Raw genomic sequence first — 20311 nt, forward strand, 5'->3', positions numbered from 1 at the left:
GCAAAAATTTGCGCAAAAGTACTAAAAATCACGAACTGCAGGAGAGTGTGGAACAGCCCGGTGTGCCGTCGTAACCTGGCGGTCTGCGCTTCGAGAATTCAGGAAAAAGTTCTTCGTAAGGATTTTCGAGCGCAGTGAGGACTTTGTTAAGCAAGTCATGCTTGCCTTCATGGAGCTCGGCGATACAGTCGAATAGGATATAGTTTCGCAGGATGAATTTCGGGTTTGCAGCCTGCATTATTGACTGGGATTGTGCTTTTGAAATTAAATTTTTGGAAAGCCGGTTTCGGTAATTTTGTATAAATTCAATGAACTGAAATTTTTGATTATCAGTTGGTCGTGTATAAAAAACATCATTAAACAAAGTCATTATATCTACATCATCGGTCAACTTTTCGAGTTGAGTGAAAAATAATGTATAATCCATCTTAAGGTCTTCAAGCAATGTTTGCGCAGTGGTAAAAAAGTCGTTATCGCCTTCGGTTATCTGGTCAAAACCAAATTTAGAAGCCATCATCTCATCATGTTTTGTCCAGAAATAGGTGGAAAAATCATCCAGAATCTGCTCTAAAACCTCGGCATCATTGATCAGCGGAAAAAGCGCGGACGCAAGCTGCCAAAGATTCCATTGCGCAACTTTCGCCTGGTTTCCAAATGCGTAGCGCCTGCCTGGCAAGTCGGTTGTGTTTGGTGTAAAATTCAGGCTGTATTCATCTAGAAACGAGAAGGGTCCATAATCAATCGTCAGGCCCAAAACCGACATATTATCAGTATTCATCACGCCGTGCACGAAACCTACGCGATACCATTCTACCATAAGGTCAGCGGTTCGCACTGAGATTTGACGCATCAGTTCGGTGTATTTATCTGAACTTTCCTTATTGATTTCCGGGTAGTGATTTTCAATGACATAATCGGCTAAGTTTCTTAGCGTATCTATTTCGTCCTGCGCTGCCAACAGCTGAAAATGGCCGAAGCGCAGAAAACTATCAGCGGTGCGCATCATTACGGCTCCTTTCTCATATTCCGGATTTCCGCTGTACATGATATCGCGGAGCACCTGTTCGCCACTTAGCGATAACGATAGCGCTCTGGTGGTAGGCACACCAAGGTGAAACATGGCCTCACTCATAAGGTATTCACGAACTGAGGAACGCAGCACAGCACGGCCATCCGCATGTCTGGAGTAGGGTGTAGCACCGGCGCCTTTCCACTGAAGTTCGGTTTTTCGGCCGCTTTCATTCTTTATTTCACCGGCAAAAATTGCGCGACCGTCGCCGAGCTGCCCCGCCCAGTTGCCGAACTGATGTCCTGCATATGCGGTGGCGTAAGTTTTAATGTGATTTGGCAACTTAGTAGCATTAACAAAATCACTGTCGGCAGGAGCTTCTAATTTCCCAAGACCAATTTCTGAAGCTAATCTGTCGTTTAAAATAAGCAGTTCAGCTTCCGGAAAGCCAGCGATATTGGTGGAAGCAAACAAAACTTTCGGTGTCTGCCGTTGCCGGGGATTTCCGCTTTGGTCGCCAGGGAAAAGTTCTGTAAAGGGTGAAGAAATCTTATCTAAATTCATGGTGGTTTCATTAAAATAAAACATCCAGCCAATATCAGACCGGATGTTTTTATTAAGTGTGGTTAGCAGAAATTATTTATTAAAATCTATCTCGTCACCTGTATTCAGGTTTTCGTTGAGGTTTTCTTCTTTCGGCGTATTTCGCGGCGTGGTGCTTCGCGGCTCAGTCACGGTAGGATTTTTCAGTTCTTCAATGGTTTGCAGGCCACCATCGTCGCCATATCCACCAAGCCCCTGAAGGTCAGAACAACTGCCCGTCCAATTTGAAGGTTTCACGAATTTATCTTCTTTCAGGACGCCAAGTGTAGGGTCTGCCCAGACTTTTTTCATGAATATAGCCCAAATCGGTAATGCCATCCTCGCGCCCTGACCTTCGCCGGTTCCGCGGAAGTGGGTAGCGCGGTCTTCCCAACCAACCCAAACACCGGTGGCGAGGTTAGGCGTGATTCCCATAAACCATCCGTCGGAGTTATTCTGTGTGGTTCCGGTTTTTGCAGCTATTTCTATTCCTTTTTCCACGCCTCTTCTTCCAAGTTCGCCGGACGCTGTACCGAATTCTGCCACACCTTTCATCAGATCGATCATTGTGTAAGCATAAAGTTCGTTCATCACCTCCTTGAGTACCGGTTTCACCTCCTTTATCACACGTCCGTTGGCATCTTCAATCCTCCAGATCATCTCCGGCTTGATATAATTTCCGTAGTTCGCAAATGTAGAGTACGCACCCAACATTTCGTAGATGGTGATATCTGATGATCCTAAGGCTACGGCGTATTCGTTCGGAATTTCTTCAGTAACTCCGAGATCACGCGCAGTCTGTATAACGCTTTTTGGCGTTGTCATTTCAATAAGTCGTACAGCTACAGGGTTTTTGGAATGGGCGAGTGCATCTTTTAAGGTTAAACTGCCGCCTGATCCTTCAACCGTCCAGGTTCCTTTTCGGTAGGTAGCATTCGAGACGGTCGAGCAAGGTGTCATTCCCAATTTCATAATTGCGGTGGCATACACAAAGGGTTTGAAGGTAGATCCAACCTGTCTTTTCCCCTGTTTGATATGATCATACTGAAAATGCTGCCAATTGATTCCACCTACCCAAGCCTTAATTTCACCAGTTCCCGGCACCATAGACATCAGGCCGGCCTGCGCAATCTGCTTGTGGTAACGGATGGAATCCCAAGGCGACATTTCCACTTCTTCTTCACCGTTCCACGTGAAACGCGAGGTTTTGATAGGCTTTTTAAACTCCATCAAGATCGAATCTTCAGGTACGCCGGCGTTTTTAAGCTGTTTATATCTTCCGGTACGTTTCATGGCCTGAACCATTATTCCCTGGATCTGTTTGTCATCGATGAAATAGAACGGTCTTTGCTTTCGTCCGCGCTGTTCTGCATCAAATCTTTTTTGAAGGTCAGTAAGGTGTTCCCTGATCGCATCTTCGGCGTAGACCTGCATTTTCGAATCGAGCGTGACATAAATCTTAAGGCCGTCTTTAAATAGATTTAAAGTCTTGCCTGTTTTCTTTTCATAATCCTTCAGGTAAGCATCTATCTCTTTTCGAAGATAGAATTTGTAATAGGCCGAATATCCGTCATCGATCGTTTTTATCGGGTGGAAATCGGTTTTAATAGGTTCTGCTACCGCCTTATCGTAGGTTTGCTGGTCGAGATAGCCGGTTTTCAGCATTTGATCGAGCACCACATCGCGGCGACGTTTGGCACGTTCCGGATTTCTGAGCGGATTGTTTGCGACAGGAGCCTCAAGCATCGATACGAAAGTAGCGGCCTCAGGCAAAGTAAGTTGGTTGGTTTTCTTATTAAAATAAATTCGCGATGCCATCTCAATGCCGTTCGCATTATTTACGAAATCGAACTTATTGAAATACAGCGTAATAATCTCTTCTTTAGTATAGCGCTTCTCGAGGCTTACCGCTACAACCCATTCTTTGAGTTTTTGAAATGCACGCTGGATCTTGTTTTGCGAAACACGGTCAGTAAAAAGCAGTTTCGCGAGCTGTTGGGTAATTGTAGATCCACCGCCACGCTGGCCACCGTATACAACCGCCCTTGCAACAGACTGTAAATCAATACCGGAGTGCTCTTTGAAACGCTCGTCTTCTTTTGCCTGAAGCGCATAGATAAGATGGGGTGGAAGTTCCTGATAAGTAACAGGCTGTGTTTTTTCCTTTTCGAATTTGCCTAAAAGTTTGCCGTCAGAGGAATAGATTTCAGAGGCAACATAGATGTCAGGATTTTCGAGTTCCTTCACATCGGGCATACTGCCGAGGAAACCCTGCGACACCGCGAAAAACAGGAGCGCAATACCCAAAACCACAGCGAAGAGCGACATCCATACGATTTTCACCCATTTTCGCCAACCTTTGCTTTTCAATTTTTTTGGCGGAAGCGGGAATTTCTGTTGAGGTTTGCTTCCGGCAGTTTTTTTGTTTTCCATAAATTACGTTACGGTTTCAGCGTTTCTATTTTTACGCCAATATCTTCAATTCCTTTCAGGCTGTCTGCACGCATCGCCTGGGTGACCCCAATTTCATACTTTGCGTTGCGTGGGAACTTATAATTTAATTTGTATTGAAACATGATTTCCTTAGTATCACCAAAACCTTTTCCAAGCCAGGTACCATTGGGCTGCGCAAGGATGTAATTAAGTGTATCAGCATTTAAAACGCGTTTCCCCTCATTTAATTTTACGATCAGCCTAATGTTACTATACGGATAATCATTATTGTTCCTTACAACAAATATAATGTTTTTAGGATTTTGGGCATCTGAAATGCTGAAACTGAATTTCTGTTCGTCATTTTTCGGCCAGTTTCCGTCAAGACGCTTCATATCAACTGTTTCAGCAGAGTCAGCGCACGATAACATTACGGCTGACAAAAACAAAGCGGGCAACAATCTACGCACGGTCATCACGTTTTGGCTGAAACTTTTTCTTGAATTTCTTGGGCTGTCCTCCTCCCTGTGGCTGTTCTCCTTTGGGCGCGTTTCTTTCAGAATTCTGCTTTCGCGGCGCGGCAGATTTAGGCTGAGAGCGGTTTTCCGGTTTTTGATTTGGGTTTGGCTTGCCTTTTTTCCGGTTTTGATTTGGATTTCTGTTTTTGCGCTCAAAACGGTCCACACTGCTTTCCTGGATTAGGTCTACAGATTTTACGGTAACATCGTGTTTCTGTAAATCTTCCAGCGGTGGTGTTTTCTCGCCTTTTTTATTTTGTGCGATCAGTTTTTTCACGTCCGCGACATCCAGATCATACCAGGCCATTGAACGTTCCACATAAGCAAACCACATTTTCTTCTTGAAAACATCGATTTTAATGCAGAAGGCACGCCCTTTTTCTGTATCTAATGTTGCATTTGAAGGCGGGAAATCGCTTAGAGCATCGAGGTAACTGTCGAGTTCATAATTAAGACAGCACTTTAGCTTACCACATTGTCCCGCCAGCTTCTGGGGATTGATACTCAGCTGCTGATAGCGCGCAGCATTGGTATTCACCGAACGGAAATCTGTAAGCCAGGTTGAGCAGCACAATTCACGTCCGCAAGAACCGATACCTCCAACTTTTGCAGCTTCCTGACGAAAACCGATCTGTTTCATATCGATCTTTGTGCGGAAAGCCGACGCATATTCTTTGATAAGCTGCCGAAAATCTACACGTGTCTCGGAAGTATAGTAAAATGTAATTTTACCGCCGTCACCCTGATACTCTACATCGGTTATTTTCATGCTGAGATTCAGCGAATAAGCTATTTTTCTAGCTAAGATTTTTACGCTCTCTTCCTTCGCACGAGACTCCTGCCAAACTTCGATGTCTTTCTGGTTGGCTAAGCGGTAAATTTTCAAAGGATTAGCTTCGGAAGCGAACTTCTTCTTCATCTGTATACCCACCAGTTCACCGGTGAGACTTACCACGCCTATATCATGACCCGGACTTGATTCTACTGTGACTACGCTGCCAATATGCAGCGGCAAATTATTTACGTTTTTAAAAAAACATTTCCGATCGTTCTTGAACCTCACTTCTACAAAGTCACACTTTGATTCCGAAGGATTATTAATGTTCGAAAGCCAATCAAAAACACTTAATTTATAGCTATTACCGCAGGTATTTACATTTTCACAGCCACTTGCAGATTTTGTACCGCAGGAGTGGGAAGAATCGCCGGATGTTTTGCATCCACAACTCATATTTTATATATTATTTCGTGCAAATTTAGTATAAATTTTTTTGTGCAAAATGAGGTCTGTCAGCGCACATACGTAATTAGATATATTTAATAAAAAATAACATACATTGCGTATTGTGCATCAAAATGAATAATATTATGCAAATCATATAATTTATAATTTGGCGATTTCTGTGCTTTTTTGCAATTTTATTTAAATTAAATTCTTTTAATTAAGTATTATATTCAATTAACGAAACCTGCCTTATTTAGTAGATTTCTGACCAAAATTATCGGTTATAAATTTTAAACAGTGCGACATTTGGGGAACCTGTTTAAAATAAATTATGACTTGTTAACAATTAGTTAAAAAATAATTTTATATTTGGAACATTAATAATGAAATGTCTATGAAAAAATTAGTTGTATCAGCAGCACTTTTGGCAGGTGTAGTAATGCATGCGGGAGGCTTCAGGGTTTCCCTGCAGGGAGTGAAGCAGCTTGCAATGGCGCATACCAGTGCTCACGCGGAGGACGCGAGCGTTGCATTCTTTAATCCGGCGGGAATGTCTTTCATTCCGAATAAACTGAGTGTGGCAGCAGGTGGTTTCGGTATCAGTACTGAAATTACGTATCAGAATCCTGAGAATATGCAGTCTTTCAACACGGATAATCCGCTTGGGACGCCTCTTTATGCAGCCGTTGCCTACAAAGTTGTAGACAATGTTTCTGTAGGTTTCAGTTTTTCCACACCTTATGGCAGTACCATTGTATGGCCTGATGACTGGGCAGGAAGAGAGATTGTGCAGAAAATTGAGCTAAAAGCACTTTATTTCCAACCAATGGTATCTTTTAAACTTGCTCCTTGGATGTCTGTGGGTGGAAGTTTCATATATGCTAAAGGTACGGTAGACTGGACGAAGAGCCTGACACAGTTTGACGGCACCCTTAATATTAAGGATGACGAGGCTTCAGGTACCGGTTTCGGACTCGGATTCTATTTCCGTCCGTCTGATAAACTGGACGTGAGTATCGCCTACCGTTCGCCGGTGGATATGAATGCTGATGCGGGCGTTGCAACATTTGACGTTTCGCCAAGCTTGTTCCCACTTATCGGAATTGACGGTAACGGACAGGATAATTTCACCGCAATGCTTCCGTTGGTTGACGAATATACCATTGGTGCAACATATAAGATTACACCAAAATGGCAGGTTTCCGGTGATTTTAATTACAGTGGCTGGGCTCAGTATAATAGTTTGACACTTGATTTCGAAAACGCACCGATCGGAAACCAGGCAAGCGATCCTACAAAACTGGTTACACCTAAGAACTGGAAGAGCACACAGACCTGGCGTGTAGGAACACAATATATGGTGACCGATAGCTTTGCAGCGAGATTAGGATATTACCATGACGAATCGCCTTACGGAGACGAAGGTTTCAGTGCCGAAAGCCCTTCTTTCGAAGCGAACGTAATCACAGGAGGTATCGGTTATAAGTGGAACGGCCTTGGAATCGATCTGGCTGCCGCTTACAACTTCCAGACTCCGCGGGATGTGAGAAACACATTTTACAACTTTAATGGCCAGGCGAAAGCAAAAGCCTACTACTTCGGCTTAGGCTTATCTTACAACGCATTTTAAGAATTATTTTTAATTATGAAAAGAATATTAATATCAACAATAGCGGTTTCAGCTCTACTCTTTAATGTAAGCTGTGACACAGATTTTGATCAGGATGTCAATGATATCGTGGTTACAAGCGGCGAAGCAAACTTTTCCAAATATGTAGCTCTCGGGAACTCACTTACTTCCGGATATCGTGACAATGCTCTGTATATTGACGGACAGAATGAATCTTATCCCAATATGCTTGCAATGCAAATGAAAATGGCCGGCGGTGGCGAGTTCAAGCAACCGATGATGCCAAATAACACTGGTGGTTTTTCTGATCTGCCAGGATTTGGAGGTAAATATGTTTTACAGGTTGTTAACGGTGCGCTTTCACCGGTTCCTACGGCTCCGGGCGCGGCTTTAGACAATGTAAAAGCTGGCGGTCCTTACCAAAATATGGGTGTTCCGGGTGCGAAATCTTTCCACTTGGGTGCAGCAGGTTACGGTAACCAAGCAGGTCTGGCAGCAGGTAAAGCGAATCCGTACTATGTAAGATTTGCGTCAAGCGGAACTTCATCTGTAATTCAGGATGCTGTAGCACAGGCGCCTACCTTCTTCTCACTTTGGATTGGGAACAATGATGTTTTGTCTTACTCCACGAGTGGTGGTGTAGGTGTAGACCAGACTGGTAATCTGGATCCTTCTACTTATGGAGCTAATGATATTACAGATCCCAACGTATTCGCATCGGTGATTAATTCTTATGTAACCGCTCTTACTGCTAACGGTGCAAAAGGGGTGATGGCTAACATCCCGAATGTAACTTCCATCCCATATTTTACCCGTGTACCTGCAATGCCGATCGCCGGTCTTACAGATTCACAGGTTGCCCAGCTTAATGCCGGTTATGCGCAGTATAACGGAGGATTAGGACAGGCAAAAACCTTAGGTCTTATAAATGATGCCGAATACCAGCAGCGACTTATCAAGTTTACTGCAGGTGTTGCGAACGGTGCCGTGATTCAGGATAAAGACCTTACTAATCTTGGTGCATTAGGTATTCCGTCTTATCGCCAAACCACTTCCAAAGACCTGATTCTTCTTACGGCTTCTGCAGTTCTTAACCCCACTGTTGGAGGTGGAACTTCAGCTCCATTGGAAGATAAGTACGTACTTACAGAAAAAGAAACTGCACGTGTTACAACAGCTACAACTGCTTATAACGCCGCATTGAAATCTATTGCAACGGCAAAAGGACTTGCTTTCGTAGATGCAAACGCGAAGATGATCGAGCTTTCAAAAGGTTCAGGAATACAGTTTGATGGTGTGAAGTATACTGCAACTTTCGTTACAGGCGGTACTTTCTCGCTGGATGGCGTTCACCTTACCGGAAGAGGATATGCGCTGATTGCCAACGAGTTTATCAAAGCCATTAACACAACTTATAAGTCCACTTTACCAATGGTGAATGTGAATTCATATTCAGGAGTTAAATTCCCATAAGCAAACTTATTCTAAGATTGTTTTTTGAATATAACCATCAGATTCGTCTGGTGGTTTTATTTTTTTAAATTTGCACATCCTAAAACAATAAAAAAAATGGCTCACCAGGCAAGTTATCTGTTTTCAACCAGAACGAGCAAGGCATTAGCAGAAAAGATCGCACAACACTACGGCCAGGAGCTGGGTAAAATCAATTTTCAGGAGTTCAGTGATGGCGAGTTCGAGCCGGTATTAGACCAGTCTGTACGTGGCGGCCGCGTTTTCCTTATCGGTTCCACATTTCCCCCGGCGGATAATTTACTGGAACTTTTGCTGATGATTGACGCTTCCAAAAGAGCCTCGGCCAAAAGCATCACCGTCGTCCTTCCGTACTACGGGCTTGCACGCCAGGACCGCAAAGATCAGCCCCGCGCACCTATCGGAGCCAAGCTGGTCGCCAATCTGCTTACAGCTGCAGGAGCCACTCGCGTCATGACAATGGATTTGCATGCAGACCAGATTCAGGGCTTTTTTGAGATTCCGGTGGATCATCTTTATGCGTCTACACTTTTCATTGATCATATTCTTTCGCTTAACCTTGAGAATCTTACCATCGCTTCGCCTGACATGGGAGGTGCAAAACGCGCCAAAAACTACGCCGGTCACCTTGGAGCAGAGGTAGTGATTGCGTATAAAGAGCGTAAGAAAGCCAATGTGGTAGAAGAAATGTTCCTTATCGGTGACGTGACAGACCGTAATGTGATTCTTATCGACGATATGATCGATACAGCCGGTACACTTTGCAAAGCCGCAGACATCCTCATCGCAGGAGGTGCCAAAAGTGTCCGCGCGATGGCTACACACGGCGTACTTTCGGGAAAAGCGTATGAAAACATCGAAAATTCACAGCTTTCAGAGGTGATTGTCACAGACACAATCCCTATCAAAACCGAGCTTTCCTCAAAAATAAAAGTGCTCTCCTGCGCCAAACTTTTCGCAGATGTGATGCGGATGGTACATGAGCATAAATCCATCAGCGATAAATTTATAATTTAAAGTAAATTTACCTATATTTGCACCCTTAAAATTTTTATAACAGATTATAATGAAATCAATTACAATTCAAGGCACAAAAAGAGAAAGCGTGGGCAAGAAATCTACGAAAGCTTTACGCGATGCTGAATTAGTTCCTTGTGTTGTTTACGGAGGCGCTGAAACCCTGAACTTTTCTGCAGAAGAAAGAGCATTCAAAGGTTTGGTATATACTCCTGAAGCACACACGGTATCTATTGAGGTTGACGGACAAACTATTCCTGCCGTGCTTCAGGACATCCAATTTCACCCGCTTACAGACAAGATCCTTCACGCAGACTTCTATCAGTTAGATGAAAACAAGGCTGTGGTAATGGAAGTTCCTGTAAGAATCACAGGTCGTGCAAAAGGTGTTGTAGCCGGTGGTGCGATGCGTCAGTCATTCAGAAAACTTAAACTTAAGGCTCTTCCGGCAAACCTTCCGGATGAGATCGTGGTAGATGTTACGCCGCTTAAGATTGGTAACAAACTTTATGTAGGTGACATCAAAACCGATAACTTTACGTTCATGCATCCGGACAACGCGGTAGTAGTAGCCGTGAAAATGTCTAGAACTGCAAGCAAAGGCGGTGCTGCAGCAGAAGATGATGAAGAAGAGACAACTGGTGCAGAGGGCGAAGCTCCGGCAGCAGAAGAAACTTCAGCAGAATAATATTTGCATAATAAATACAGAAACCCGACAGTTCATAGCTGTCGGGTTTTTTATTTGGAAGCTACACTATTTACGCAGTTTTCCACTGGCGTACGCGCCCTCACTACTCGCTTCCGCCGCCGCGGCGGAGAGCTCAGACAGGCCGTTCGGTCACGGCTAGAATAGCCGGTATTTTCTCTTTCGCTATTTTTTTTTCTGCACTTTAGCTGCGCAGCTTATGCCGCGGCAAACCAATCTCATGCTCCTGCGGATAAGGCGCACGGAAGGTCATGCTCACATCCTCCTTCAGCTGGCGGTGCACATCATACTGCTTTTCTTTATGATAAGAATAGCGAGGGTCCGGTATCATCGGCATCTTTGCCATTTTGTGAATGGTGATGGTCGGGAAATGATAATCTACTTCCACTGTCCCCAGCAGCAGGTAGCAGCCTCCCCCCTGAAACGGATATTTTTCGAGGCTGTCCGGGAAGTGCGCAGTATCGAAATAATCGCCGTTTACATCGATCCAGGTTCCGAAATACATCGTGCCTTTCTTGGTGGGGACGTGTTTTCTCGAAATAAGATACGCCAGCATCTTTACCTGTCTTTTGTGGAATTTCAATAGATCTTTTACGAAAACAGAACCGCGGTATTTGGTTTCCAGCAAATCAAACGGTGTACACGAAACCGGGAAACCAATGATCTCTATTTCATCAAACGCATCCTCAAAAGGATCCCGCTTCAGTTCCGGCAGCCTGTATTCGGCTACAGGTTCCTCAATAAGCATCATCGTGCGGTTTTCGGGCTTGAAACTGATCAGAAGCAGCCGCGCTTCAATCAGCAGTTCATTTTTAGGCTTGCCCGTAAACCGGAAAGCGCCAATAAATATAAGCGTCTGCACGGTTTCAATACCGATTGGGATGCGCCGGATGAAATCTTTGAGGGAATGGTAAAGTCCGTTTCTCGTGCGTTCTTCTGCGATCTCATGGGCAATGCGGGTTTCAAGGCTCTGCAGATGCATGAATCCGAGATAAACCGTTTGATCATTAAGTGTAGTTTCAAAGCGGGAATTATTCACACATGGGTTTTCAATCAGCCCGCCCGACATTTTCGCTTCGTGAACGTAAACTTCTGTCCGGTAAAAACCGCCCTGATTGTTGATGACGCAAACCATAAACTCAAGCGGATAATACACCTTTAAATATAAACTCTGGTAACTTTCCACCGCGTAGGATGCTGAATGTGCCTTGCAGAAAGAATATCCCGCAAAAGACTCAATCTGGCGGTAAACTTCTTTCGAAAGATTCTCCGGATGTCCCTGCTTCCTGCACGATTCGAAAAAATGGTCTTTCACTTTCTGCAGCGCGGCCAGGGACCGGCCTTTTCCGCTCATTGCACGGCGCAGGATATCGCCGTCTGCCAGTGAAAGCCCGCCATAGTACTGCGCAATCTTGATCACATCTTCCTGATAGACCATGATTCCGTAAGTTTCGCTGAGGTTTTCTTTAAAGACTTCGTGGAAGTACTCGAACTGATCGGGATGGTTGTGCCGGAAGATGTATTCCTTCATCATTCCGCTTTGGGCTACACCAGGTCGGATGATTGAAGAGGCGGCCACCAAAGTTCTGTAATCACCACATTTTAAACGTCTTAAAAGCCCGCGCATTGCCGGGCTCTCTATATAAAAACATCCTATTGTCTTGCCTACTGCCAAATATTCATTACACAATGCTTCATCTTTAGAAATAGAAGTATCCCGGATATCGACTTCAATTCCGCGGTTTTTTTTAATGAGATGCACTGTGTCGCTAATCGTTCCAAGACCCCGTTGCGAAAGGATGTCAAATTTTTCCAATCCGATGTCTTCGGCTACATGCATGTCAAACTGCACGATCGGGAAACCCTTCGGCGGCATTTCCAGCGCGGAATAATCGGTGATGGGATCTTCGGAAATCAGGATCCCGCAAGAATGCATGCTGCGCTGGTTCGGAAACTTTTCGAGCAGTTGGCCGTATTCATGCACCAGCCGCACTATTTTGTCTTCGTGATGGTCGCTGAGGGGTTTTGTGGCCAGGGTATCCAATTCTTCTTTAGGCAGACCAAAGGCCTTACCCACCTCCCGAAAAATTGAGCGGTATTTGAATTCTACGTTCGTTCCACAAAAGGCCACGTGTTCTTTCCCGTATTTGGTGAAGATGTAGTCAAGAATCTGGTCACGGTGTTGCCAGCTCCAGTCAATATCAAAATCAGGTGGTGATTTCCGGTTGAGGTTCAGGAAGCGTTCGAAGTAAAGATCGAGTTCGATAGGGCAGATATCGGTAATTCCCAGACAATAGCTTACGATGGAATTGGCACCGCTGCCCCGGCCAACATGCATAAAACCCAGGGTGTTGCTGTATTGAATGATATCCCACGTGATGAGGAAATAGGCGGAGAAATTGAGTTGGTCAATTACTTTGAGTTCTTTTTCAGTCCGTTTACGCGCTGCTTCGTCATGTTCGCCGTATCTTCTTTTCAGGCCGGCATAGGCGAGTTGGCGGAGAAGTTTCATGTCATCTTTTTTGGAGGTGGTGAAGAACTTCTTATTTTTTACTTTTTCTTTAAATGTAAAATCAAAGCCGCTCTCATCCAGAATTTTCTGTGTGTTGGCAATGATTTTCGGAAAGTTGGCGAATGCATTTTTAATGCTTTCAACAGGCTTGAAGAACTCGGTTTTGGCGCAGAAATCATTAGCATTAAGCTTAGACAGCAACGTATTTCCGTCGATTGCACGCAGGATCCGGTGAAGGTTGTATTCTTTTTTAGTGCTGAATGTCACGGGATGCCAAATCACCATTTTGGGGATTTTCGCTTTTAGCTCCGGTTTCATCAGCAGGTTGATTTCCTCTTCGCGGATGCCGATGTATTCGTTTTCCCGTAGGCTTTCGGGGCAGTTGGTGAGCGGATAGATGATGAAAACTTTGCGGAATTCCGGGGCGGTTTCGGTAAGTTCGGCTCCATCGCAGTTGCAGGCGGTGAGCATCCGGTTGATCTCTCCGATTCCCAAAAATTCTTTGGCCACGGCAATGTAGAGCAGGCGGTTTTCTTTCCTTATTTCTACGCCAACAATGGGTTTGATGCCATAGCTTTCGCACGCTTTTTTAAAATCATAAATAGCCGAAACAGTATTGATGTCTGTTAGAACTAGTTCTTTAGTTCCGAATAAGTGCGCTTGTTTTACGAGTTCTTCCACGGATAAAGTTCCGTACCTCAGGCTGTGAAAAGAATGACAGTTCAGAAACATTATTTTCAGGCTTTTTGAGGAGATTCAGAAATTTTCGCAGGATAATGGAAGCCTGCAGCTCGGCCCACGGCTTCTGAGCCAAACCGGTTTTTGATGCGGTCCATCGTCTGATAGAGATTCATCAGTTCCTCAGTATCTTCAAAAAGATTCATCTGGTGGCTGCCGTGTACCAAGCCCGTGAAACGGAGCCCCACAAGCCGCAGCCGCATTCTTCGGGTATAGATTTTATCGAAAAGGCCCAGGGCGGTTTTTGTTAACGTATGGTCTGCCGCCGTGTAAGCCACTTTTTGCTGTTTGGTTTCCGTATCAAAGTTGGCGTACCGTATTTTTATGACAACCGTGGAGGTAAGCCATTTTTCTTTCCGCAACTGATACGCGAGCTGTTCTGCCATGCCCGAAATCAGGCTCCGCATCGCGAAAATATCCATCGTATCATCCGAAAATGTGTGTTCTTTTGAAATAGATTTTCTTTCGGAATAGGGAATTACCGGAGTTTCATCAATGCCGTTGGCTTTTTTCCAGAGTTCGGTGCCGTTCTTACCGATCATCTGTTGAAGCGTAAGAACGGGCATCTCTGAAAGGGTTTTTATGGTGCGGATACCGATCCTGGAGAGCAACTGAAACGTAGTTTCTCCCACCATCGGGATTTTTCTTATGGAAAGCGGATTCAGAAAAGGTTTGATCTGTGTTTCTTTTATTTCAAGCCTTCCATGCGGTTTAGATTCTCCAGTGCCGATTTTAGACACGGTTTTATTCACAGAAAGAGCAAAACTGATGGGCAAGCCGGTTTCTTTGGTCACTTCTTCCGCGATTTCCCGTGTCCACTGGTAACAGCCGAAAAATTTATCCATACCAGAAAGATCCAAGTAAAACTCGTCGATGCTGGCTTTTTCCATCACAGGCACACGCTGTTGAATGATTTCGGTGACTTCATGTGATAGTTTTGAAAACATATCATAGTCGCCTTTCACTACTTTGGCATCCGGGCAAAGTTTTAGTGCCATTCGGATTGGCATGGCAGACCGAACCCCGAAATACCGTGCTTCATACGAACACGATGCTACCACACCGCGGTCTCCACCTCCGATGATCAGAGGGATTCCGTGGAGTTGGCTGTTGTCCCGCCGCACGCAGGACACAAAGAAGGTGTCCAGATCCATATGTGCAATCGCATGATTCATGGGACAAAAGTATATACTATTTGTCCCAAAAACATTATATTTGCAGATACAATCTGTCCCAATGTCAGTTTTCTCAGATAACATCAGGTTTCTAAGAGGTAAAAAAGATTTATCTCAAAACGGTTTTGCCGAACAGCTTGGCATCAGCCGCGACCGTTATTCGAAGTACGAAAGTGGCCGCTCAGAACCGCCGTATGATATTCTCATACAGATTTCAAAATATTTCCATGTAAGCATAGATTTGCTGCTGACGGTGGATGTCCGCAAATATCCGCTTGAAGGAATGCTGAAACTGCCCGATAACAGGATCGTACTGCCGGTATTGATCGATGATGAAGGCGATGGTTATATTGAAATCGTGCCGCAAAAGGCTTCAATGGGCTACCTGAAAGGATATATGGATCCCGGTTATATGGAAAGTCTGCAAAGGATGAAGCTGCCTTTTCTGCAACATGGCAAGTACCGCGGGTTTTTGGCGGACGGAGATTCTATGCCGCCATTTGCGGACGGTTCCTACGTCATCGGCGAGTATGTAGAGAATATTTCGGACTTAAAAACCGACAAAGGCTATATTTTCGTCACCCAGGAAGGCATTACCTACAAGACGCTGGTAGCGGTTAACGAAAAATCTATTACGGTGGCGGCAGACAACCCGTTTTACCCGCCTTACGAGATCGCGTTAGAGGAAATCGTGGAAATCTGGCGTTACGTGCGCGGTATTTTGCCGCAGGATTATAAACCCGGCGCTTCCTCTGACACTGAGATTAAAAACATGTTCCAGGAAATCCGCAAAGACATCCGCGGACTTGGCGATAAAATTTCGGGCTAGATTCAGGATTAATTTAAAAATGAAAGATGTCCTTGGCTCTGTTATATGAACTTTCGAAGTGCAGCAAATTCAGTGAATGTTCGATTCTTTCAGATGCCATAAAGTTGATCACCTGTTCGGTCGGCATATTTCCCACCAAATCATCTTTAGCCATCGGGCAGCCACCAATTCCTTTGATGGCGGAATCGAATCTGCGGCAACCGTTATCGTACGCAGCTTTCAGTTTTTTGTAAGAATCCTCGTAGCGGTTATGAAAGTGCGCGCCAAAATCGATCTGTGGGTACTTTTGGGGAATTTTACTGAAAAGAAGCTCGATCTGTTCCACGGATCCGGTGCCGGTGGTATCGGAAAGCAAGATGTTTTTAATGCCGATATCGCTGAAACGCTGTGCCCAAAAATCTACATCTTCCCATTTCCACATCTCGCCGTAAGGATTGCCGAAAGCCATCGAAAAATAGATGTTCAGCGTACGGCCATCTGTTTTCAGCAGTTCCAGGATTCTCACAATATCATTGAAGGCGGTTTCCCGGCCTTTGTTCGTGTTTCTGTGCTGGAAAGTTTCTGATATTGAAAACGGAAATCCCAGAATATCAACCTGCTGATGGGCCAGCGCCTTCTCGGCACCACGTACATTGGCGACAATTACTGATAGTTTGGTGTTCGAAATTCCTTTGTCAATCTCATCGATCACCTTTCCGGAATCCGCCATCTGCGGAATAGATCTCGGGGAAACGAAACTTCCACAATCGAGCACATCAAAACCTACATCCATCAGTGAATTAATGTAGTCGATTTTTTTCTGAGTCGGGATGAATTCTCCCCAACCCTGCATGGCGTCGCGTGGACATTCGGTTAAAAACATTGTTTGTTATTCGGTTTTTCCAAAGATAATAATTTTTTGCAATGCGCTTTCAGGCGGAAAATGGGGCCATAGCAATTTAAAAAAGGGCAGTTCCGGAAGTTTTTTCCAACTGTGATTTGCTACCTTTGCTTAAACTCAAATTTACTTAAAAATGAAGACGATAGAATTTGATCTGGAATGGAAACTGAAACTTCAGAACCGTTTCATCACTTATGCTAAAATTTATTCTACCAGTGATCCTGAAAGCGAATCTACGCCGAGCACAGAACGACAGTGGGATATCGCCAACTATATTTTTGAAGAACTGAAGTCCCTCGGTCTGAGTGATGTTTCCATTGACGAAAACGGCTACATCTACGCCTATGTGCCGTCAAACCTCGAAAATGATGATGAGCCGGTTGTCGGTTTCATCGCGCATTATGACAGTTCGCCCGATTTCAACGGAGAGAATGTGAATCCACAGATTTGGGATAATTATGATGGCGGCGATCTGCTTCTGAATGAGGAAACGGGTTTCACGCTCTCACCTTCTAAATTTGAGAGTTTAAAAGACTATATAGGTAAAACTTTAATAACAACTGACGGAACCACACTTTTGGGAGCTGATGACAAAGCGGGTGTCGCTGAAATCGTCACCGCTGCGGAGTATTTACTGGCACATCCCGACATCAAACACGGAAAAATCGCGATCGGTTTTACGCCTGATGAAGAGATCGGACGAGGCGCGCACAAATTTGACGTTGCAAAATTCGGTGCCGAATGGGCATACACGATGGACGGGGGTGAAGTAGGGGAACTTGAATACGAAAATTTCAATGCCGCCGGCGCCGTGGTGAAAATTCACGGTTTGAGCGTGCATCCGGGCTACGCGTTCGGAAAAATGGTGAACGCTTCGCTTCTGGCGGCTGAGTTTATCAAGATGCTTCCCGAAAACGAAACGCCTTCCACGACCAAAGGTTTTGATGGGTTTTATCATTTAACGGACCTGAAATCTGATGTTTCAGAAGCTAAACTTCAATATATCATTCGTGATCATGATGAAGCTAAATTCGAAGCCAGAAAGAAGTTGATTACCGAAAAAGTAGCAGAATTTAATGCTAAATTCGGCGAAGGAACTGCGGAAATAGAGATCAAGGAGCAATACCGCAATATGAAGCAGCAGTTCGAAGGTAAGATGCACATCGTAGATATTGCCGAGCAGGCGATGAAGGACGCGAATATTGAGCCTAAAATAAAAGCCATCCGCGGCGGAACAGACGGCGCGCAGCTCTCTTATATGGGTTTACCTTGTCCAAACATTTTCGCGGGTGGAATTAACTTTCACGGACCTTACGAATACGTAGCATTAGAATCTATGGAAAAAGCGGTGAAGGTGATTATTAACATTGCGAAAGCGGTGAAGAAGCAGTAACTGTCATCCATCATTATAAAAAATAACCTGTGGCTAAAGCTGCAGGTTTTTTTTAATTCAAAATTTTAAAAACAAAAAAACCATCACATTTCTGTGATGGTTTTGCTCCTCCTGCTGGGCTCGAACCAGCGACCCTCTGATTAACAGTCAGATGCTCTAACCAACTGAGCTAAGGAGGAGTGTTGCTCCTTTGTTTAAGCGTTTGCAAATATAAAAACTTTTTGAATACTGCCAAAATATTTTAGCCGAATTTCTAAAATTTTCCTGTAATCCATTTTACGATATCATTCCCGAAGATCAGCACCATCAGTCCGAGCAGGAAAATGACGCCAATCATCTGCGCGTTCTCCAATACCTTCTGCGGTACGGGTTTCCCCGTGATCATTTCCCAAAGCGTGAACATCACGTGGCCGCCGTCCAGACCCGGAATCGGAATCAGATTCAGGAAAGCCAGCCAAACGGAAAACATCGCCGTAAAACTCCAGAAAAACTCCCAGTTCACCGTTTCAGGCATCATTTTGATGATACCGATAGGACCTGAAACTTTCTTGTAACCTTCCGTGGTCGTATTGAAAACAATTTTAAACTGTTTGATCTGCATCGTTAGTACATCAATAGTGCGGGTCAATCCGCGCGGAATGGCTTCCAACAAAGTATAGTTTTTGGTAACGCGTGCGGTTTCCAGTGAGGCCTGAGCCACGTTCACGTCCGTAGTGAAACCGAGTTTTCCCTTACCATCTACTTTTGTAACTACAGTTTTGGTCGTATTATCCCGGAGGATGCTAAGGTTGATATCCTGATTTTTGAATTTTTCAAGTTCAGTCCCAAGTTCATCGAAGTAATTGATAGATTTGCCGTTGATGCCGACGATTCGGTCACCTTTCTGTAAACCGGCATTTTTTGCAGGTCCGTTAGGTACTAAACTGTCGATAACCACAGGGAATCTTGGGGAAAAGTACGCTTTTGCTTCATTTTGAGCCAACACCGCAGCCACGCCGTGCTCATCTACCGGGAAGGTGATTTCTTTCCCGTCTCTTTCCACGGTAACTTCATTCGCAAAAAGCATGTTTACCGTTGAGGTTTCCATGCGGTCAGCGGTCTTGCCGTCGATTTTAAGGATTTTGTCGCCAGTTTTGAGGCCCATTTTCCGTCCCGCTTCAGACACTGCTATTCCGTTTTCGAATTTGGTATTGTCGTGGTATGTTTCACCTTTAAAATAGCTTAAAGATGAATAAATAAGCCATGCCAAAAAGAAATTTACGGTAACGCCGCCCAGCATGATGATAAGCCTCTGCCACGCCGGTTTGCTTCGGAATTCCCACGGTTCTGCCGGTTTATTCAGCTGCTCGGTATCCATACTTTCGTCCACCATCCCGGCAATTTTCACATATCCGCCAAACGGAAGCCAGCCGATACCATATTCGGTACCACGGAATTTTACCTTGGCGAGCGAAAACCATGGATCAAAAAACAGGTAGAATTTTTCAACTTTTGTCTTGAAGTATTTTGCGGGTAGAAAGTGCCCTAATTCATGCAGAACAACTAAAATGGAAATGCTGAGAATAAACTGCAGCAACTGTATAAGCGTCATTGATTTGTATTAAAAATTACAGATTGGCGAAGATACGGAATCTTCAAAGAAAAAGGTTCCCAAAAAATTGAGAACCTTTTCCTATATAATGTGAGGAGTCTCTTAGAAATTGAATGATACACCTAAGCTACCATTGTTTCCGAATTCACCGTAGATACCTACATTGTTGTTGAAGAAATATCTTACGCCAAGGTGTGCACCGAAACCGAAGTCTTTGCCCAGAACACCTAAGTTAACACCTGGATAGATATCCCACTGCTCAGGCAAACCAAGTGGCTCCTGAAGGTGGAAACCTAATCTACCGAAAAGGAATACGTTGTTGTCTTCGTTGTCATCTTTATAACCATCGAAATAGAAGTTTGCACCTGCACCGAGGGAAACGATGCTTCCTAAACCATAATCGTACGTAGCTGTGATACCGTTACCATAGCCCCATCCGTTGAAACCAACCTGAAGTTTTTGGTCACCTTTGCCGTTCCAGGCTTGCGCGGAAGCATCCGCAGTTCCTAAAATCATTGCAACTGCCAGTGCAGCGCCAGAGATTAACTTTTTCATAATGTTTATTTTTAATGTTTGTTTACT

At 44.5% G+C, this 20311-nt stretch carries 15 protein-coding genes and 1 tRNA gene; 6 read left to right on the top strand and 10 right to left on the bottom strand.

Annotated elements, in window-relative coordinates:
- Positions 1 to 28 precede the first annotated feature (28 nt).
- The 4 genes from QEP06_RS07145 to QEP06_RS07160 form a co-directional block, all read right to left on the bottom strand.
- Positions 29 to 1573 carry a protein adenylyltransferase SelO gene (locus QEP06_RS07145; RefSeq protein WP_285269678.1) on the bottom strand — a complete coding sequence of 515 codons (1545 nt, stop codon included), beginning with the start codon at positions 1571 to 1573 and terminating at the stop codon, positions 29 to 31.
- Between the two features lie 72 nt (positions 1574 to 1645).
- Positions 1646 to 4024 (bottom strand): penicillin-binding protein 1A, encoded by a 2379-nt coding sequence (locus QEP06_RS07150; protein WP_285269679.1) that lies wholly within the window; start codon positions 4022 to 4024, stop codon positions 1646 to 1648.
- 8 nt (positions 4025 to 4032) lie between these two features.
- Positions 4033 to 4503, bottom strand: a complete 471-nt coding sequence (locus QEP06_RS07155; protein WP_482183827.1) for a gliding motility lipoprotein GldH — start codon at positions 4501 to 4503, stop codon at positions 4033 to 4035.
- Complete coding sequence (locus tag QEP06_RS07160) at positions 4487 to 5773, bottom strand: PSP1 domain-containing protein (RefSeq protein WP_285269681.1); 1287 nt, start codon at positions 5771 to 5773, stop codon at positions 4487 to 4489. The genes QEP06_RS07155 and QEP06_RS07160 overlap by 17 nt, the downstream gene beginning before the upstream one ends.
- A 388-nt stretch (positions 5774 to 6161) precedes the next feature.
- On the opposite strand from QEP06_RS07160, the gene QEP06_RS07165 reads away from it, so the two are divergent.
- From QEP06_RS07165 to QEP06_RS07180, 4 genes are all read left to right on the top strand, one after another.
- Complete coding sequence (locus QEP06_RS07165; protein WP_285269682.1) at positions 6162 to 7397, top strand: OmpP1/FadL family transporter; 1236 nt, start codon at positions 6162 to 6164, stop codon at positions 7395 to 7397.
- A gap of 15 nt (positions 7398 to 7412) precedes the next feature.
- A complete protein-coding gene (locus QEP06_RS07170; protein WP_285269683.1) occupies positions 7413 to 8870 on the top strand; it encodes an SGNH/GDSL hydrolase family protein in 1458 nt (485 codons plus the stop codon).
- 96 nt (positions 8871 to 8966) lie between these two features.
- Positions 8967 to 9905 carry a ribose-phosphate pyrophosphokinase gene (locus QEP06_RS07175; protein WP_251832537.1) on the top strand — a complete coding sequence of 313 codons (939 nt, stop codon included), beginning with the start codon at positions 8967 to 8969 and terminating at the stop codon, positions 9903 to 9905.
- Positions 9906 to 9954: 49 nt separating this feature from the next.
- Entirely contained in the window at positions 9955 to 10593 is a 639-nt protein-coding gene (locus QEP06_RS07180; RefSeq protein WP_285269684.1) for a 50S ribosomal protein L25/general stress protein Ctc, read from the top strand.
- A gap of 202 nt (positions 10594 to 10795) precedes the next feature.
- On the opposite strand, the gene QEP06_RS07185 is transcribed toward QEP06_RS07180, so the two are convergent.
- Positions 10796 to 13855: a DNA polymerase III subunit alpha gene (locus tag QEP06_RS07185; RefSeq protein WP_285269685.1), complete on the bottom strand. Its 3060-nt coding sequence runs from the start codon at positions 13853 to 13855 to the stop codon at positions 10796 to 10798.
- 5 nt (positions 13856 to 13860) lie between these two features.
- Positions 13861 to 15036: a DNA polymerase IV gene (dinB, locus tag QEP06_RS07190; RefSeq protein WP_251832534.1), complete on the bottom strand. Its 1176-nt coding sequence runs from the start codon at positions 15034 to 15036 to the stop codon at positions 13861 to 13863.
- Positions 15037 to 15097: 61 nt separating this feature from the next.
- Between dinB and QEP06_RS07195 the strand changes: the two genes are divergently transcribed.
- Positions 15098 to 15865 carry an XRE family transcriptional regulator gene (locus QEP06_RS07195; RefSeq protein ID WP_251832533.1) on the top strand — a complete coding sequence of 256 codons (768 nt, stop codon included), beginning with the start codon at positions 15098 to 15100 and terminating at the stop codon, positions 15863 to 15865.
- A gap of 13 nt (positions 15866 to 15878) precedes the next feature.
- Here QEP06_RS07195 and QEP06_RS07200 read toward each other — a convergent pair whose 3' ends face one another.
- Positions 15879 to 16727: a hydroxymethylglutaryl-CoA lyase gene (locus QEP06_RS07200; protein WP_285269686.1), complete on the bottom strand. Its 849-nt coding sequence runs from the start codon at positions 16725 to 16727 to the stop codon at positions 15879 to 15881.
- A 151-nt stretch (positions 16728 to 16878) separates the two neighbouring features.
- Here QEP06_RS07200 and pepT point away from each other — a divergent pair, with 151 nt between their 5' ends.
- Positions 16879 to 18138 carry a peptidase T gene (gene pepT, locus QEP06_RS07205; protein ID WP_251832531.1) on the top strand — a complete coding sequence of 420 codons (1260 nt, stop codon included), beginning with the start codon at positions 16879 to 16881 and terminating at the stop codon, positions 18136 to 18138.
- Between the two features lie 105 nt (positions 18139 to 18243).
- Here pepT and QEP06_RS07210 read toward each other — a convergent pair.
- The 3 genes from QEP06_RS07210 to QEP06_RS07220 form a co-directional block, all read right to left on the bottom strand.
- Positions 18244 to 18317: transfer RNA gene (locus QEP06_RS07210), tRNA-Asn, on the bottom strand.
- 74 nt (positions 18318 to 18391) lie between these two features.
- A complete protein-coding gene (rseP, locus tag QEP06_RS07215; protein WP_251832530.1) occupies positions 18392 to 19729 on the bottom strand; it encodes an RIP metalloprotease RseP in 1338 nt (445 codons plus the stop codon).
- A 102-nt stretch (positions 19730 to 19831) separates the two neighbouring features.
- Positions 19832 to 20284, bottom strand: coding sequence for a DUF6646 family protein (locus QEP06_RS07220; protein WP_251832529.1), 453 nt, complete (start codon positions 20282 to 20284; stop codon positions 19832 to 19834).
- Positions 20285 to 20311: the final 27 nt, after the last annotated feature.

It is taken from the genome of Kaistella rhinocerotis (assembly GCF_030243905.1).
GTDB classification, from domain to species: domain Bacteria; phylum Bacteroidota; class Bacteroidia; order Flavobacteriales; family Weeksellaceae; genus Kaistella; species Kaistella rhinocerotis.

Excerpts from the sequence above, each read along its gene's own strand:
- QEP06_RS07145 (WP_285269678.1), bottom strand. The coding sequence starts at position 1,573 with ATGAATTTAGATAAGATTTCTTCACCCTTTACAGAACTTTTCCCTGGC.
- QEP06_RS07150 (WP_285269679.1), bottom strand. The coding sequence starts at position 4,024 with ATGGAAAACAAAAAAACTGCCGGAAGCAAACCTCAACAGAAATTCCCG.
- QEP06_RS07160 (WP_285269681.1), bottom strand. The coding sequence starts at position 5,773 with ATGAGTTGTGGATGCAAAACATCCGGCGATTCTTCCCACTCCTGCGGT.
- QEP06_RS07165 (WP_285269682.1), top strand. The coding sequence starts at position 6,162 with ATGAAAAAATTAGTTGTATCAGCAGCACTTTTGGCAGGTGTAGTAATG.
- QEP06_RS07170 (WP_285269683.1), top strand. The coding sequence starts at position 7,413 with ATGAAAAGAATATTAATATCAACAATAGCGGTTTCAGCTCTACTCTTT.
- QEP06_RS07175 (WP_251832537.1), top strand. The coding sequence starts at position 8,967 with ATGGCTCACCAGGCAAGTTATCTGTTTTCAACCAGAACGAGCAAGGCA.
- QEP06_RS07180 (WP_285269684.1), top strand. The coding sequence starts at position 9,955 with ATGAAATCAATTACAATTCAAGGCACAAAAAGAGAAAGCGTGGGCAAG.
- QEP06_RS07185 (WP_285269685.1), bottom strand. The coding sequence starts at position 13,855 with ATGTTTCTGAACTGTCATTCTTTTCACAGCCTGAGGTACGGAACTTTA.
- dinB (WP_251832534.1), bottom strand. The coding sequence starts at position 15,036 with ATGAATCATGCGATTGCACATATGGATCTGGACACCTTCTTTGTGTCC.
- QEP06_RS07195 (WP_251832533.1), top strand. The coding sequence starts at position 15,098 with ATGTCAGTTTTCTCAGATAACATCAGGTTTCTAAGAGGTAAAAAAGAT.
- QEP06_RS07200 (WP_285269686.1), bottom strand. The coding sequence starts at position 16,727 with ATGTTTTTAACCGAATGTCCACGCGACGCCATGCAGGGTTGGGGAGAA.
- pepT (WP_251832531.1), top strand. The coding sequence starts at position 16,879 with ATGAAGACGATAGAATTTGATCTGGAATGGAAACTGAAACTTCAGAAC.
- rseP (WP_251832530.1), bottom strand. The coding sequence starts at position 19,729 with ATGACGCTTATACAGTTGCTGCAGTTTATTCTCAGCATTTCCATTTTA.
- QEP06_RS07220 (WP_251832529.1), bottom strand. The coding sequence starts at position 20,284 with ATGAAAAAGTTAATCTCTGGCGCTGCACTGGCAGTTGCAATGATTTTA.